This window comes from Rufibacter sp. XAAS-G3-1 (genome assembly GCF_013623775.1).
Taxonomy (GTDB): Bacteria; Bacteroidota; Bacteroidia; order Cytophagales; family Hymenobacteraceae; genus Nibribacter.
The window spans coordinates 446,676-461,324 of sequence record NZ_JABFAM010000005.1; the positions used below are offsets into that span (position 1 = coordinate 446,676).

The 14,649-nt window shown below is 53.9% G+C and carries 9 protein-coding genes; 6 read left to right on the forward strand and 3 right to left on the reverse strand.

What is annotated here, in order from left to right; genetic code table 11:
• Positions 1 to 75 precede the first annotated feature (75 nt).
• Together HHO50_RS06190 and HHO50_RS06195 are read left to right on the forward strand one after the other, a co-directional pair.
• Positions 76 to 2,091, forward strand: a complete 2,016-nt coding sequence (locus HHO50_RS06190; protein WP_181305119.1) for a cation:proton antiporter — start codon at positions 76 to 78, stop codon at positions 2,089 to 2,091.
• Positions 2,092 to 2,668: 577 nt separating this feature from the next.
• The gene (locus tag HHO50_RS06195) at positions 2,669 to 4,933 is read left to right on the forward strand and encodes a TonB-dependent receptor (RefSeq protein WP_181305120.1); all 2,265 of its coding nucleotides are present in this window, start codon (positions 2,669 to 2,671) and stop codon (positions 4,931 to 4,933) included.
• An 820-nt stretch (positions 4,934 to 5,753) separates the two neighbouring features.
• On the opposite strand, the gene HHO50_RS06200 is transcribed toward HHO50_RS06195, so the two are convergent.
• Both HHO50_RS06200 and HHO50_RS06205 read right to left on the reverse strand, forming a co-directional pair.
• Entirely contained in the window at positions 5,754 to 8,738 is a 2,985-nt protein-coding gene (locus HHO50_RS06200) for a pitrilysin family protein (protein ID WP_181305121.1), read from the reverse strand.
• A gap of 421 nt (positions 8,739 to 9,159) precedes the next feature.
• Positions 9,160 to 10,743 (reverse strand): serine hydrolase, encoded by a 1,584-nt coding sequence (locus HHO50_RS06205; RefSeq protein WP_255478617.1) that lies wholly within the window; start codon positions 10,741 to 10,743, stop codon positions 9,160 to 9,162.
• A gap of 310 nt (positions 10,744 to 11,053) precedes the next feature.
• Between HHO50_RS06205 and ruvX the strand changes: the two genes are divergently transcribed.
• From ruvX to HHO50_RS06220, 3 genes are all read left to right on the forward strand, one after another.
• The gene (gene ruvX, locus HHO50_RS06210; protein ID WP_181305122.1) at positions 11,054 to 11,476 is read left to right on the forward strand and encodes a Holliday junction resolvase RuvX; all 423 of its coding nucleotides are present in this window, start codon (positions 11,054 to 11,056) and stop codon (positions 11,474 to 11,476) included.
• The gene (gene def, locus HHO50_RS06215; RefSeq protein WP_181305123.1) at positions 11,473 to 12,039 is read left to right on the forward strand and encodes a peptide deformylase; all 567 of its coding nucleotides are present in this window, start codon (positions 11,473 to 11,475) and stop codon (positions 12,037 to 12,039) included. The genes ruvX and def overlap by 4 nt, the downstream gene beginning before the upstream one ends.
• A 742-nt stretch (positions 12,040 to 12,781) precedes the next feature.
• Positions 12,782 to 13,294 (forward strand): hypothetical protein, encoded by a 513-nt coding sequence (locus HHO50_RS06220; protein ID WP_181305124.1) that lies wholly within the window; start codon positions 12,782 to 12,784, stop codon positions 13,292 to 13,294.
• A gap of 7 nt (positions 13,295 to 13,301) precedes the next feature.
• On the opposite strand, the gene HHO50_RS06225 is transcribed toward HHO50_RS06220, so the two are convergent.
• Positions 13,302 to 13,544, reverse strand: a complete 243-nt coding sequence (locus HHO50_RS06225; RefSeq protein ID WP_181305125.1) for a hypothetical protein — start codon at positions 13,542 to 13,544, stop codon at positions 13,302 to 13,304.
• A gap of 56 nt (positions 13,545 to 13,600) precedes the next feature.
• Between HHO50_RS06225 and HHO50_RS06230 the strand changes: the two genes are divergently transcribed.
• Positions 13,601 to 14,554: a zinc dependent phospholipase C family protein gene (locus tag HHO50_RS06230; RefSeq protein WP_181305126.1), complete on the forward strand. Its 954-nt coding sequence runs from the start codon at positions 13,601 to 13,603 to the stop codon at positions 14,552 to 14,554.
• The last annotated feature ends 95 nt before the right edge of the window (positions 14,555 to 14,649 follow it).

Here is a 14,649-nt window from a genome sequence, read left to right on the forward strand (position 1 = left end):
AGGGCAGGGGAATGCAGGAACATCCGTTCAGATGCATCGTACCTGGTTGTACTCTATTCCTTGATCTATACTTTAATGGTTTTATTGTCCCCGTCGCTGTTCCAGCTTCCTATCCAAGACCCGGTGCTGGTGTTTGCGGTCATCCTGCTGGTGATCCTGTTTTCGCCCATGCTTTTCAACAAGATGGGGATTCCGGGTATTTTGGGCCTTATCCTGTCCGGGGTGTTGCTGGGGCCGCACGGCTTGGGCGTGCTGGAGCGCGATGAAAGCGTGGTGTTGTTCAGTACCATTGGGTTGCTCTACATCATGTTCCTGGCCGGCCTGGAGATGGACATGGATGATTTTAAGCAGAACAAGAACAAGAGCATTGTTTTTGGGGCGCTCACATTCATCATTCCGCTGATCCTGGGTTTTCTGGGCGCGCATTATATTCTGGGGTATAGCCTGCTTTCGTCTTTTCTGCTGGCCAGCATGTTCTCCACGCACACGCTGGTGGCCTACCCCATCATCGGCCGTTTGGGCATTACGCAGCACAGAACCGTGACCCTTATTTTGGGCGGTACCATCATCACAGATGCGGCCGTGCTCATCATTCTGGCGGTGGTCACCAATCTGCAGAAACCAGATTTGTCGCCTTTGTTCTGGGTGCAGTTTGTGGCTTCATTGGCGGTGTTTGTGTTGGTGGTGCTGTGGGGCGTGCCGCGGCTAAGCCGATGGTTTTTCAGGGCACTGGAGGGCGAGGGCAACGCGCAGTACCTGTTCGTGCTGGCGGTGGTGTTCTTGTCCGGTTTTCTGGCGCACGTAGCCGGGGCCGAGCCGATCATTGGGGCGTTCCTGGCGGGGCTGGCCCTGAACCAACTTATCCCCAAAGCCTCGCCGCTCATGCACCGCACCGAGTTTGTGGGCAACACGCTGTTCATTCCGTTCTTCCTCATTAGTGTGGGCATGCTGGTAGACGTGCGGGTGCTGCTGGAAGGCCCCGAGGCCTTGTTTGTAGCGGCTGTGATCATCCTCATTTCATTTGCCGGTAAATGGCTGGCGGCTTTTCTCACCCAGAAAATCTACGGGTTTGACGCCAATGAACGGAACCTGATCTTTGGGATGAGCAGTGCCCACGCGGCGGCCACCATTGCCGTGGTGCTGATTGGGTATAACCTGAAGATCCTGGATGAAAGGGCATTGAACGGCACCATTCTCCTGATTCTGGTTTCCTGCCTCATCAGTAGCATTGTGGCCGAAAAAGCCGGTAGGAAGATTGCGATTGCCATGGCCGATAAAGTCCCCGAGGGCACCGAAGGCGATGAGCGTATCCTGATTCCGGTAGAGAACATGGAGCACCTGAAACGACTGCTGGACTTTTCTCTGCTCATCAAGAATCCCATCTCGGTAGAACCCTTGCTGCCGCTGGTGGTGGTCTCAGAGCATCACAGCCCCGAGGATAAGATCAAACTCCACCAGCGCGATGTAGCCTCCGTCATCCAGGAAGTGACCGAAGATGCAGAGCAGATACGGCCGGTGTACCGGGTAGACATCAACGTGGGCAACGGGATCATCAGGGCGGTGCGGGAACTGCGCATCACCCAGATTGTGATGGCCTGGAACGGCAAGCTCAGCACCCGCGAGTGGTTTTGGGGCAGCATCCTGAACCGGGTGGTGAACCACACTTCCGTGCAGACCATCTTCTGTAAGTTCTGCGACCCTCTCAATACCATTCAGACCATTATAGTGGTGGTGCCCCGGAACTCTGAACGCGAGGCCGGGTTCCCGTTCTGGGTGAACACCATTCTGCAATTAGCCAAAGGGGCAGGCGCCAAAATCAGAATCCTGGGCGCGGCCGGTACATTGAAAACCTTAGAAGCCTTCGTGCAGAACCAAGACCGCTATACCGTGAACATCAGCTACGAGCTTTATGAGAACTGGGACAATTTCCAATCCCTGGCCAAAGACATCACCAAGAACGATTTGTTCACGGTGGTACTGGCGCGGCCGCACACGGTATCTTACCGCCCCGAGTTCAACGTGGTTCCCCGCTACCTGTCCCGCTATTTCCAGGAGGTGAGTTACGCGATCCTTTACCCCCAGCAAAAGTAAGTAGCGTCTAATTCCCGGCGAGTCTGGACACTCCCCTCACCCCAAGTCACGAGACAGGAGACTCGCGCCAGTACTTATTAAACCTGTGAGGCCTTGGAGACCTCACAGGTTTCCGCGTTTTGGGCCATTTTCCGCTAAACCGCCTGTCCCAAAGACCTCGTAGCGTCTAAAAGACCTGCGAGCGTCGGTACCAATGCCGTTTCCAGCCTGTTTTCCCAAAAACAGCCCTAAAACGCTGGGGCGAGAGGAGCATGCGTTGCTGTTCGGGATTGATAAATCTGAAAGAGCGGGTAGCAGTACTTCTGCCGTTTCCAGCCCATTTTCGGCAAACCAGCCCCAAAACGCATCAGCAAGGCTCCCCTCTCCGTGGGAGAGGGGCTGGGGGTGAGGTTTCTGCGAAAGGTCTTTTTTCTTAGGTTTGTACCGTCTATTTACCCCAGAACTCGTAAGCAAACCCGGCAGACGCAACCAAAAAGAAGCTACTGGGTTTGTCTAGCCAGTTAGCCAAGGGTTTGGGTACAGAAGCGGATGCCGTTTTTCCTAGTAAACACAGTTGGCTCTCTTGCCATTACTTCTCATGAAATACCTATTTCTTTTCCTTTCTGTGATTTCCTTTTTTCCCGCCTTCGCGCAGGTCACCGTGAACGGACGCGTGCTGGATGCCCGTTCCCAACAGCCGCTGGAAGGAGCGGTGATAAGTGAAGCAACCACCGGGAACCAGGTCTTGACAGATGCTTCGGGCCAGTTCCGGATGGTGCTGGCTTCGCGCTTTGATACCTTGGTGGTGCAACGTGTCGCCAGCCACCGCTTGCAGAAACTGGTGCCGCCGCAGAGCCGAAAACAGGTGGTCATCTTGTTGGAGCCGCTGGCCGTGAATCTGCAGGAGGTAGTGGTGAGAGGCTACGAGACCCGCCGCCCCTTGCAGAAAACCGCCGGGGCCATCGGGCTGCTCTCCACCCGCGACTTGGAACGGTTTTCCCAAACCACCTTGGTGCCCGCGCTCAACACGTTGCCCGGCGTGCGCATGGAAGAACGGGCCACCGCCAGTTACCGCATCTCCATCAGGGGCAGTTCTCTGCGCGCGCCGTACGGCGTGCGCAACGTGAAAGTGTACCTGAACGAAGTGCCGCTGGTGGAAGCCAACGGCACTATTCCGCTGAACATGCTGGATGCCGCCACCATCAGCAATATTGAAGTTCTCAAAGGCCCGGCCGGAAGTGTGTACGGCGCGGGAACGGGCGGTACTATTTTGCTGGAGACACTGAAGCCCGTGGAAAGTAGTGTGATGGCCGGAGCCCAGGTAGGTTCTTTTGGCCTGCGCCGGGGATTTGCGTCGGCTAGTGTGGCTTCTGAGAAGTCGAATTTGCTGCTGCGTTTTGACCGGCAGACGCTGGACGGCTACCGCGAACAAAGCGCCTTAGACCGCAAGACCGTGCTCCTTTCGGGGCAGTTTTTTCCAAACCAGAAGCAAACCTTCTCGTTCCACGCCTTGTACTCTGACCTGTTCTATGAATTGCCCGGCGCGCTTACCCGCGAACAGTTTGCCGCCAATCCGCGCGCGGCCCGCCAACAGAACAAAGACCAGAACGCCTCGCTCAACGTGGAAGGCCTGAACCTGGGCTTTGTGCACAACTACCAGTTCAATGAACGCTGGAGCAACACCACGTCTCTGTTTGGCGTGTTCAGCTTCCTCAACCATCCCTTCGTGACCGACTATGAGCGCAACGTGAACCAAAGCTTCGGGGGCCGTACGCGCACCACGTATAGAACCCAGATAGGTTCACTGCCAACCCGTTTCACCTTGGGTGCCGAGGGCCAGCGCCGGTTTGTGAATGCCCGCCAGTACGTGAACAAGGCCGGTACGCCCGGTGCTTTGAATTATGACGATGAGGTGACCGTGCAAGAAGGCTTTGTTTTCGGCCAGGCCGAAGTGGACTTGCCCTCTGATTTTCTGCTCACCGTAGGAGCCAGCCTTAACTCGTTGCGCTATGACATTGCCCGGGTTTCTGAAGCCGCCGCCAATCCCAACTATGAGCAAACCCGCAGCATTGATGCCCAGTTCTCGCCCCGCGTAGGCTTGGTGAAAGTACTCTCGCCCACGCTATCGGCGCACGCCAGCGTGAGTGCCGGGTTCTCGCCGCCCACTGAGGCCGAGGTGCGTCCTTCAGATGCCAGCATCAACCTTGCTTTGCAGCCAGAGCGCGGGGTGAATTACGAGGCTGGTTTTAGAGGAAGTTTGTTCAATCAGCGCTTTACCTTTGATGTGGTAGGCTTCCATTTCAAGCTGAAAGAAACCATTGTGAGCCGCACCACACCATCTGGCGTAGCCGTGTTTGCGAACGCCGGGAGCACAAAGCAACAAGGGGTGGAAGTAGCGGCTGGGTATGCGTTTGTGCAGGCACCGGCAAAAGCATTTAGTTTGCTTCGGCTTTGGGGCACGTACACCTATACTCATTTTCGGTTCCTGAACTACCAGCAGAACGAGAATGATTTTTCGGGCAACCGCCTTACCGGTACCGCGCCGCACGTAGCCGTGGCCGGCCTGGACGCGGAAAGCCGTCTGGGGCTGTACCTCAACGCCACCGCCAATTACTCGGCAGAAGTCCCGCTGAACGATGCCAACACCGTCTACGCACCCAACTACTTTGTGGTGGGTGCCCGCGCCGGGTTCCGCCGCGCCTTCGCGCAGACCTGGCACCTGGACTTGTACGCCGGCGTAGACAACGCCACTGACCGCGACTACAGCCTGGGCAACGATTTAAACGCCTTCGGGAACCGCTACTTCCAGGCCGCACCGGGCCGCAACTTCTACAGCGGCGTACAACTGCGGAAGCGTTTTTGAGAAAGAACCTGGTTCGCGTTGTTTTTAGTTGGGGCCTACTGCCGGGCCACCAAGAGCCTTGCGGAAGGGTAAAGACAAGAAGGTGGCTTTATTCTTGGCTTCGTGCTTACCATTTAGCCCCGAGGCGTTTTCAGCCTGTTTTTCTGAAAGCAAGCCGAAAACGCATTTGTCTCCGTCCTTGGTAAACCTACCTCTACCAGGGGGGATTCTTCTGGTAGAGTTCTTTAAAAAACCTTACTGCCTTGCTGTTCGGGAGTTCTACTCCCGAACTTGTCTGCTGCGGAGTTCCACTCCGCTGTGAACTATGGGCAAAAGAAGGGGAGTAGAACTCCCCGGCAGGCTGCTTCCGGAGTGGAACTCCGAAAGAGCTGTAGGGGCTCCCAGGAGGGAAATTCTTCTGCCAGAATCCTGTATTGATTTCGCGCGGAAAGGCGCATTGTTCCTTCCAAGTAGAGCCTCTTGTTTAGGAAGGGGGCAAGAAAAAAGGCGTTTCCGGGTTGTTTTCCCGAAAACGCCTTTAAAACAGGTTCACCTTACTTTATTGACCTTCGCAATCCTGTTGGTGGCTCCCGGCGGGTCTGGAGACTCGCCTCATCCTTAGTCACGAGACTGGAGTCTCACGCCAGTTCTTTCTAACCACCTGCTTCCGTGATGCTGCCTGCTTCAAAGACCGTAGTGTGCGCAGCTCCTACGAATGTCTCTGCCAAGGCCGTTTAAAGCCTGTTTCCCGCAAAACAGGCCTAAAACGCGTCAGCGGGGTTCCCCTCTCTGTGGGAGAGGGGGCAGGGGTGAGGTACTAAACAAACCGGCTGGAAAGAGCTTAGAAAATGCGGCCTTGCGCTTTGGCTTTGCGGCCTTTTTTCACGGGTTCTTCTGACTTCACCTCCGGCGTGGCCGGGGCATCAGCTTTCGCTAAGACCGGGGCGCCGTCTGGGTCAAGTTCCACCACGTCGTAACCCAGTTTCTCCAGGCCTGGTTTGATGGCGGCTTTGTCGCCCACCAGCATGATGCTCATGTTATCTACCGGCAGGTACTTTTTAGCTAACGCGTTGATTTCCTCTTTGGTGATGTTCTGCAGGATCTCGTTCTGCTTGGTCACGTAGTCAGGCGTTAGGTTGTAGCGGAGCATGTTGCTGAGAAAGGCTGCTTTCTGGAACGAGGTCTCGTACCGGCGGGCATCAGACTGGCCGATGGCGTTCTTCATGAAAGCCAACTCGGCATCCGTGATTCCTTCTTCCCTAAAACGTTTGATCTCTTTCATGAACTCCACTACGGAAGCGTCAGAAGCGTTAGAGCGAACCCCGGCTGAAGCGGTGAACGGGCCTGCTTCCTCGGTGCCAGAGAAGCCGGAACGCGCGCCGTACGTGTAGCCTTTGTCTTCGCGCAGGTTCAGGTTGATGCGGCTGTTGAAGGCCCCACCCAACACGTAGTTCATCAGGCTGGCTTTGTAATACTCGCCGGTAGCGTCATACGGCAGCGCCATGTACCCGATTCTGATCTCAGACTGGGCGGCTTTCTCTTTGTCTACAAGGAAGATCTTGGTCTTGTCAATACCAGCGGTTTTGAAGTCGGCGGGCATGGTCACTGGCTTGGGAGCCCACTTGTTCAGGAACGCCAATTTAGACATGATTTGATTTTTTTCCGTGTCACCTACCACCACCAGGTTAGTCACAGATGGCGAGAAGTAGTTCGCGTAGAATTTCTTCACGTCATCCAGCGTGATGCTTTCCACGGTTTGGACAGTGCCCACCACCGGAATGGCGCGGATGTTGCCTTCACCGTACAACATTTTGTTGTACACGTTATCAGCGACCACCGTAGGCTGCGTGCTCTGGTTTCTGATGGCTTCCAGACGCTGTTTCTTGATACGGTCAAACTCAGCGGCGTCAAAACGAGGACGGAACATGCGCTCTTCCAGCAAGGCCAGGGTGGCATCCAGGTTCTTCACCTGAGACTGCACTTGCACGGTCATGCTTTCGGCACCGCTGCCAAACCCAATGGAAGAACCCAGTTTCTCCAGTTCGGTGCTGATTTGCTCAGCGGTGAATTTCTGGGAAGACTCGTTCAGCATAGAAGCCGTCAACGAGGCAATGCCGGCTTTGGATGGATCGTGGGCCTCCAGTTTGTGGCCGCCTTGCAGGGTGAACAGCAAGGTTACGGTAGGCACCTCATCGTTTTTAGTTCCTATGACTTTAATGCCGTTGGCCAGGCTTTCTTTCCAGAACGGCGGTACGGTGATGGCAGGAACCGCGCCCGCACCCGGACGTTTGCTGCGGTCAAAAGTATCTTTCGCCTTCACGTACTTCAAGCCAGCGTATTGGTCAGCCGGGGCTTTGTAGCCAGATGGGTCTACTTTGAAGTTGTCGGCTTTGGCAATCAGCTCAGATTTGCCTTTCGGCACCACGCTCAGGATGACGGCTTTTTTGCCTTTGACGTATTGGTTGTACACGCGCAGCACGTCTGCTTTGGTGACCGCGTTAACCGCTTGTCTTTGCTTTGTAATAAAGTTGGGGTTACCAGTCATGAATTGGAAGGCAGCCAAGGTAGAGGTTTTGCCAGACACGCTGGACAATCTGTTGATGATGCTCGCCTCAAAAGAAGCCTTGTAACGGGCAAGGTCCTCATCGGTCACGCCTTTTTGCTCGAATTCGGCTATGGCATCACGCAGTTGCTTTTCGGCATCAGCCAGGCTTTGGTCTGGAAGCACCCGGGCCGACAAGGTGAATTCTCCGGCTAGTTCTGAGGTAGAATGGTATGCACCCGCCTGGTTGGCTTTCTGCGTTTTTACCATGTTTTGGTAAATGATAGACGTTTTGCCACCGCCAATAATATCGGAAAGCACGTCTAACGCTACTTCATCTGGGTGATTGGCCGGAACGGTAGGCAGTGTCATCTGCACCAATGGGAAGCGGATGTTATCTTCGTAAGAAATGTAACGGTCCTGGGTAAGCACCGGAGCCGCCAGTTTCATGTTCTTCACCTCTGGCCCTTTAGGAATAGAGCCGAAGTACTTCTCGGCTAGTTTCACCACCTGGGCAGGCGTTACGTCACCGCCTACGGTAAGCGTGGCATTATTAGGGCCGTACCAGCGCAGGAAGAAGTTCTTGAGGTCGTCTACGTTTACCCGGTTCAGGTCCTCAATGTAGCCGATGGTAGTCCAGGAATACGGGTGGCCGTAAGGGTACAGGGCCGCTGAGGTTTTCTCATACACCAAGCCGTACGGACGGTTATCATAATTTTGCCCGCGCTCGTTTTTCACGGTCTCGCGCTGCACCTCGAATTTCTTCTGGGTCACGGCATCCAGCAGGAAGCCCATACGGTCAGCTTCTAGCCACAGGGCGGTTTCCAGTTGGTTGGAAGGAACGGTCTCAAAGTAATTGGTGCGGTCACGGTTGGTGGTACCGTTCAGGGTTCCGCCGGCCTCAGAGACAATCTTGAAGTGTTCCTCATCGGCCACGTTGTCTGAGCCCTGGAACATCATGTGCTCAAAGAAGTGCGCAAAGCCCGATTTGCCTACCTCTTCACGGCCCGAGCCAACGTGGTAAGTCACGTCCACGTGCACGATGGGGTCAGAATGGTCTTCGTGGACAATCACGGTGAGGCCGTTGGGCAACTGGTATTTCTCGTAAGGAATCACCAGTTCACCGCTCTTACGGGTAACAGTCTCCAGTTTTCGGGTGCCTTGCTGGGTTTTGGCGGCAGTGGTGGCTTTTTTGGCCGGGGTGGTCTTTGGCTTGGTCTGCGCTTGTGCCTGCGTGAGCAGGGCGGCAGCCAATAAAATGGCCAGGGTGCTCTTCTTTGACATGAACTAGTTTGTTTGGGTTTGGTGAAAGCGGGTTAAAAGGATAATACCAAGGAATCTATTGCACAATTCTTGGCTAGAAAAGGTTCATTAACTTATTGGAAAATAATTGCTTAAGCTTTTGGAAAGCGAGTTTGCCTGGGCTTGTAGAAGGAACTACTACCTATAAGTCGGTGCAGGCGGGGAATTATTACAGAAATCTCTGTTTTTAATCTGTTTTCTGGATTATGCCCCTTAACCAGTAAGCCTTACCTGATTTAACTGACAAGGCTCCCTGTGTTCCATTAGTCCTAACTATGGCGCGGATTTACTTTCGTGACCCAAGATTACCTGAACAGCAAGCCGCGGAAGTAAATCTGCGCCATGAGGGGTTTTTAATCTGATTTCCAAAATATACCCCTTAGACAGCGTAGATGGTCTCTGGTTATTTCACCCGGCTGAATTCCAGTTCTGAAAAGTGGAAATCTGGGTTGTTGGCATCTAAGCGCAACTCATCAATGGAACCATCTGGGCCGGGCAGAAACCGGGCTTTGGTAGGCGTGAGTAACGCAAAGCTGTTTTTCCAGGCCAGGTCAAAGATATCGGGTTGCCAGAGCGAAAGTTCACCGCCCAAGGCTGGGGCAGCGGCCAGGCTCAAGACCAATTTGTTTTTTTGCACCGTTACTACCGCATTTCCATACAGAGGGCTGTGGTAAGTGCCGGCATAGGCGTTTAGGTCACGGGTGAGTTTGACTTTGGAAGATTTTCCCTTTGAGGCTTTGGCCTCAACCGTTTTTTTGGCCTCTCTGGTTTCAGCGGCTGCCTGTAAATTAAACTGGCTCCAGTCGCGGCCGTTGGTGATGCCCATGAACTGGTCTATGGTATAGTTGGCGATAGGGGCCATGATGCTGCTCATGCTGTTGGTCAGGATGATGATGCCCAGCTTTTCTTCGGGTACTAAAACGGTGCGGCTGTTCATGCCTTCGTGGCCGCCGCCGTGGGCTACTATCTTCCGGCCCTGGTAGTCGTTTAGCATCCAGCCCAGGCCGGCTCCGCTGAAATGGAGGGAAGGCGTGGTTTTTTCCATCTCCTTCGCCACTACCGTAGGGTTATGCATCGTCCACATGGTGTGCGCGGCCGTTTCAGAAAACAGGCGCTGGCCTTGGTAGGTGCCTCGGTTCAATTGCAGTTTCAGCCATTTGGCATCTTCGTTCACGCTGGTGAAAATTCCGGCGGCCGGGTTCCAGTTGTCCCAGGCGGTGAGCACGGTGGGTACCGGTTTGCCGTTTTCAGCGGTTGGGTTGCCGTGCGGCGTGGCTACATTCTCTATTCCTTTCAGTTGGTTTACGGACGTATAGGAACGCGCCATACCCAGCGGCCTAAAAATGCGCTCCTGGATAAACTGCTCCCAAGGCTTGCCAGAAATGGCCTCAATCACTTCGCCCGCGGCGATGAACATGAGGTTAGAATAGCCATAACCGCTTCTGAACGGGTAGGTGGGCTTCAGGTATTTGGCACGTTCCAAAATCTCTTTGCGGCTGTAGGTGGTGTGGTACCAAAGCAAATCGCCGGAGAACGTTTGCAGGCCCACGCGGTGGCTCAACAGGTCTCTGATGTTCAGGTGCTGGGTCACGTACGGGTCATATAGCTGCAGGTAAGGCAGGTATTTGGTCACGGGGTCATCCCACTTCAGTTTGCCTTCGTCTACCAACATGGCCAGCGCGGCGGCGGTATAGGCTTTGGTGTTAGAGGCAATCCCGAAGACGGTGTTGGCATCCACGGCCCCGCCTTTCTGTAGGTCGCGCACGCCGTAGCCTTTGGCGAAAACCACGGAATCATCCTTGACAATGGCGATGGCCATGCCGGGTACGTTCCAGTCTTTAAGGGCCTTTTGGTAATAGGTGTCTAGTTTCTGAAAATCTACCTGGGCAAAGACGGGAAGGGAGAGGCTCCACAGCAGCGCCAGAAAAGTGAACCGGAGAGACCGGCCAGAAGAAGTAAAGGACATGAGTGAGAGATTTGTTTCCATCCCCAAGGTACGTAAAAGTGCGCTCGGTTAAAACAGGCAACCAGTCTTAGGAAACGGTTCTCAGAATTATGCGCTACCTTTGCCCTGTTTCTGAAAAGCCGCCTGTTTTAAGGCTTCTTTCAGGAAAATGACGTAAGAGCATGTTTACACTTCATCTTTGCACTACAAACGGCCATAGCAAGAACCTGCGTTCGCCTTTTTTTCGCGCCGTAGCGCTGCTACGCCGCTCAAAAAACACTTCCGCAGAACCTTTCTCTGGCTGCTTTCGCCAGCAAACCTGAAATTCAAACAAGCTCTAAAAACGGAAACCATGGGACGCATATTGGCCATAGATTACGGCGTGAAGCGGGTGGGGCTGGCGGTCACAGATCCGTTGCAAATCATCGCCTCGGCGCTGGATACGGTGCACAGCAAAGATGTGCTCGCGTTTCTGGCCCAGTACTGCCAGAAAGAGGAGGTAGATGCCTTTGTGGTGGGCATGCCCAAGCACCTGGACAGTTCAGACACCAACAACACCCAGCACGTGGTAGGCTTTGTGCGGCAACTTAAGAAGCAGTTTCCCGGTAAAAAAGTAGTCACCCATGATGAACGCTTTACCTCGCGCATGGCGTTCCAGACCATGATAGACATGGGCCTGAACAAAAAAGCCCGCGCTGACAAAGCCACCGTGGACAAAATCAGCGCCACCATTATTTTACAGAGTTATTTAGAGAGCAGAGAATACCAGTTATGATTTACCCTATAGTTGCCTACGGCGATCCGGTGCTGCGCACCAAAGCCCAAGACATCCCCCTAAGTTCCGAGGAGTTGCCTAAACTCATTGAGGACATGTTTGAAACCATGTACCACGCCCACGGCGTAGGTCTGGCCGCCCCGCAGATTGGCAAAAGCATCCGGCTGTTCGTGATTGACTCCAAGCCGTTCCTGGACGAGGGCGAAGAAGAAAAAGGCGTGAAAAAAGCGTTCATCAACCCTACCATTCTGGAAGAGTCTGGCGAGGAGTGGGGTTTTGACGAAGGCTGCCTGAGCATTCCCGGCGTACGTGAGGAAGTGTGGCGCCAAGAACGCATCAAGATCAAGTACTATGACCTGGAAGGCAAAGAATACATGGAGGAGTTTGATGACGTGACCGCCCGCGTGATCCAGCACGAGTATGACCACATTGAAGGCATCCTCTTCACCGACCATTTATCTGCCCTGAAAAAGCGCCTCCTCAAAGGCAAACTCACCAAAATCTCCAAAGGCGACGTAGACGCCGATTACCGCATGAAATTCGCAACGGTAGGCAGACGGTAGTTGGCCACTAGCGAGTTTTTTAAACCTCACAGGTCTACCAGACCTGTGAGGTTTTCTGTTTTTAGGCTATTTTATTAGAAGGAGGCCTAAAACGTGGCGGCCGTTGGCGCAGACGCTCACAGGTCTGGCAGGCGCTACGAGGTCTTTGGGGCAAACGGTATAACGCAGGCAACCAAAAACTCCCCACCTACTTTAGGAGGGGTGTCTGAAGGGAAAAATGAGTGGTTATTTATTTCTGTTTCCAAAAGGTTCCAGAGAATCAAACCGCTCTTTCGGAGTTCCACTCCCCTTCTTTCGCCCGTGGCTCCCGGCGGAGTGGAACTCCGCTGCAGGCAGGTTCGGGAGTAGAACTCCCGAACAGCAAAGAAAGGTCTTTTCCCTACAATATTAGCTTTAGGAGGGGTGTCTGAAGGGCGGGGTGGTAAAAGGCGGTTGCCCAAGTAGCAGCCTTATATTATTCTGCAACCCCGCTTGGCTACTTTGCGGTGAGGGTTTCAGAGACTACCCATCATCCGTAGGCACGAGTCTGGCAATTCGCGATACCTATCCTTTTATCATGGACACAAATCAAGAGTTCTGCCGTTGTTGGTGTTTTTACCAACAACGGCAGAACTGCGGCTCATCTAAAAATGGCGTTTCCCATTATAAATAGTAGCTTCTGCTTTGTATTGAATCTTTCTGCTTTTAAATTAAAGAATAATGATGTATCTTACTATCAGTCAGTTGATGTCAGCTAGGTAGTATGAAACAGCTCGTTCTATATCCGGTATTTATGTTGTTCTCCCTTTCCTGCGTGGGGCAAGGGCTGAACCTTGACCAACTCCTGAAACTGCAGGGCATGGGCAAGCAGGAGATCGCCCTTTTCCTGCAAGGCAAAGGCTGGGTAGCCAAGTCTGATGCGGCCCCCGCCGAAGCTAAGATGGGAAAAGCCGTGTGGGCGTTCAATCCCGAAGGGGAGGGGGCCGATGCCTGGTGTATTCTCTATTATAGTGACACCAGCCCCAACCGCATCCTCTATAACGCCCAGGGCGGCCCAGCCTTCGACAAGATCAGGAGAAACGTGAAACAGCGCGACATGGCCCTGCTGGAGGAAGGCGAGCAGATAGAAGGGCTGGACTTTGTAGACGCCTACTCAGACTACGCCGATGAACAGATTGTGGCCCGCCTCTATGACTACAAGCAAATCAACTACTACGGCATCAAGATTTTCAAAAAAGAAGATTACCTGCAGGCTAAGAAGAACGCCCGGCTCTAACGCTGTTTTAGTTCTGTTTTCCTAAAAGAAGGCCTGAAACAGCTGTTCCTGTAGAGCGTTGCCCCACTTCCGCTTTTGGCAGTACTATAGCAAGTACGCTACCTGAAATGTAGAGACGCACTACGTTGCGTCTTGGCTCTAGGGAACGCTCGTGCACGCCAGACGCAAGGTATTGTGTCTGACTACAAAAAGGCCATTCTTTAACCATCATGCCTTCTCTGCCACTATCCCGTTTTTCGCCTGTTTTCATAGAAAGAGGCCTGAAATACAAGAACTTCCGGTCATAGGTTGTGCGTATACAAACCCATGCGAAAACGGTTTCTGTTCCTGCTGCTGCTTTTGGGGCTAGGGCGTGTTGCCCTGGGCTGGGGCTTCTACGCGCACCAACGCATCAACCAGCAGGCGGTGTACACGTTAGCGCCCGAGATGATCGGGTTTTACAAGCAGCATCTGCCGTATCTCATTGAGCAGGCCGTGGCTCCGGACAAAAGACGGTATGCCGTGCCCGAGGAAGGCCCCCGCCATTTCATTGACCTGGACGTGTACGGCGACAGTGCCGCGCACAAACTGCCCCGTTTCTGGGAAGAAGCCGTTAAGCAGTTCACCCTGGACACCCTGCAACGGCACGGCATAGTGCCCTGGCACATCGGGTTGGTGCAGTACCAACTCACCCAGGCCTTTCAGCAACATGACGTGCCCCGTGTCCTGCGGCTTTCCGCCGAATTGGGCCACTACCTAGCCGATGCCTGCGTGCCGCTGCACACCACCCGCAACTATAACGGGCAGTTTACAAACCAGCGGGGCATTCACGGGTTATGGGAGAGCCGGTTGCCGGAACTTTGGGCCTCGGAATATGATTTCTTTATAGGATCGCCGCAGTATCTTGAGAGTCCCAACCGCACGGCCTGGGAAATAGCGGCCCGGTCACATGCCGCTTTGGACTCTGTGTTTTCCGTGGAGAAACAGCTCTCCCGCACCTTCTCTGAAGACAAAAAGTACAGCCTGGAGGAGCGCGGGGCCACTACGGTCAAAGTCTATTCCCGGGAATTCAGCCAGGCCTACCACCGGGGGCTGCACGGCCAGGTAGAACGGCAGATGCGTCTGGCTATCCATTTGGTGGCCAGTTACTGGTTTACGGCCTGGGTAAACGCCGGCCAGCCCGATCTCAAGCAAATGGCGCCGCTTACCCCAGAGCAAAAGCAACAGCTTGAACTGGAGAAAACCGTGTTCCAAACCGGGGAGCATGAGGCACGGGAATAGCGGCAGGCAGCGTTTTGGCCCTGTTTTGTGGAAAACAGAGCCAAAACGCATCTTGTGAAAAGTATTTGGGAGAAGCGTATTTAGATTTCAGGTCA

Coding starts and splice junctions, on each gene's coding strand:
- HHO50_RS06205 (WP_255478617.1), bottom strand. CDS start 10,743: ATGGAAACAAATCTCTCACTCATGTCCTTTACTTCTTCTGGCCGGTCT.
- def (WP_181305123.1), top strand. CDS start 11,473: ATGATTTACCCTATAGTTGCCTACGGCGATCCGGTGCTGCGCACCAAA.
- HHO50_RS06200 (WP_181305121.1), bottom strand. CDS start 8,738: ATGTCAAAGAAGAGCACCCTGGCCATTTTATTGGCTGCCGCCCTGCTC.
- HHO50_RS06190 (WP_181305119.1), top strand. CDS start 76: ATGGTTTTATTGTCCCCGTCGCTGTTCCAGCTTCCTATCCAAGACCCG.
- ruvX (WP_181305122.1), top strand. CDS start 11,054: ATGGGACGCATATTGGCCATAGATTACGGCGTGAAGCGGGTGGGGCTG.
- HHO50_RS06195 (WP_181305120.1), top strand. CDS start 2,669: ATGAAATACCTATTTCTTTTCCTTTCTGTGATTTCCTTTTTTCCCGCC.
- HHO50_RS06225 (WP_181305125.1), bottom strand. CDS start 13,544: ATGAAAACAGGCGAAAAACGGGATAGTGGCAGAGAAGGCATGATGGTT.
- HHO50_RS06230 (WP_181305126.1), top strand. CDS start 13,601: ATGCGAAAACGGTTTCTGTTCCTGCTGCTGCTTTTGGGGCTAGGGCGT.
- HHO50_RS06220 (WP_181305124.1), top strand. CDS start 12,782: ATGAAACAGCTCGTTCTATATCCGGTATTTATGTTGTTCTCCCTTTCC.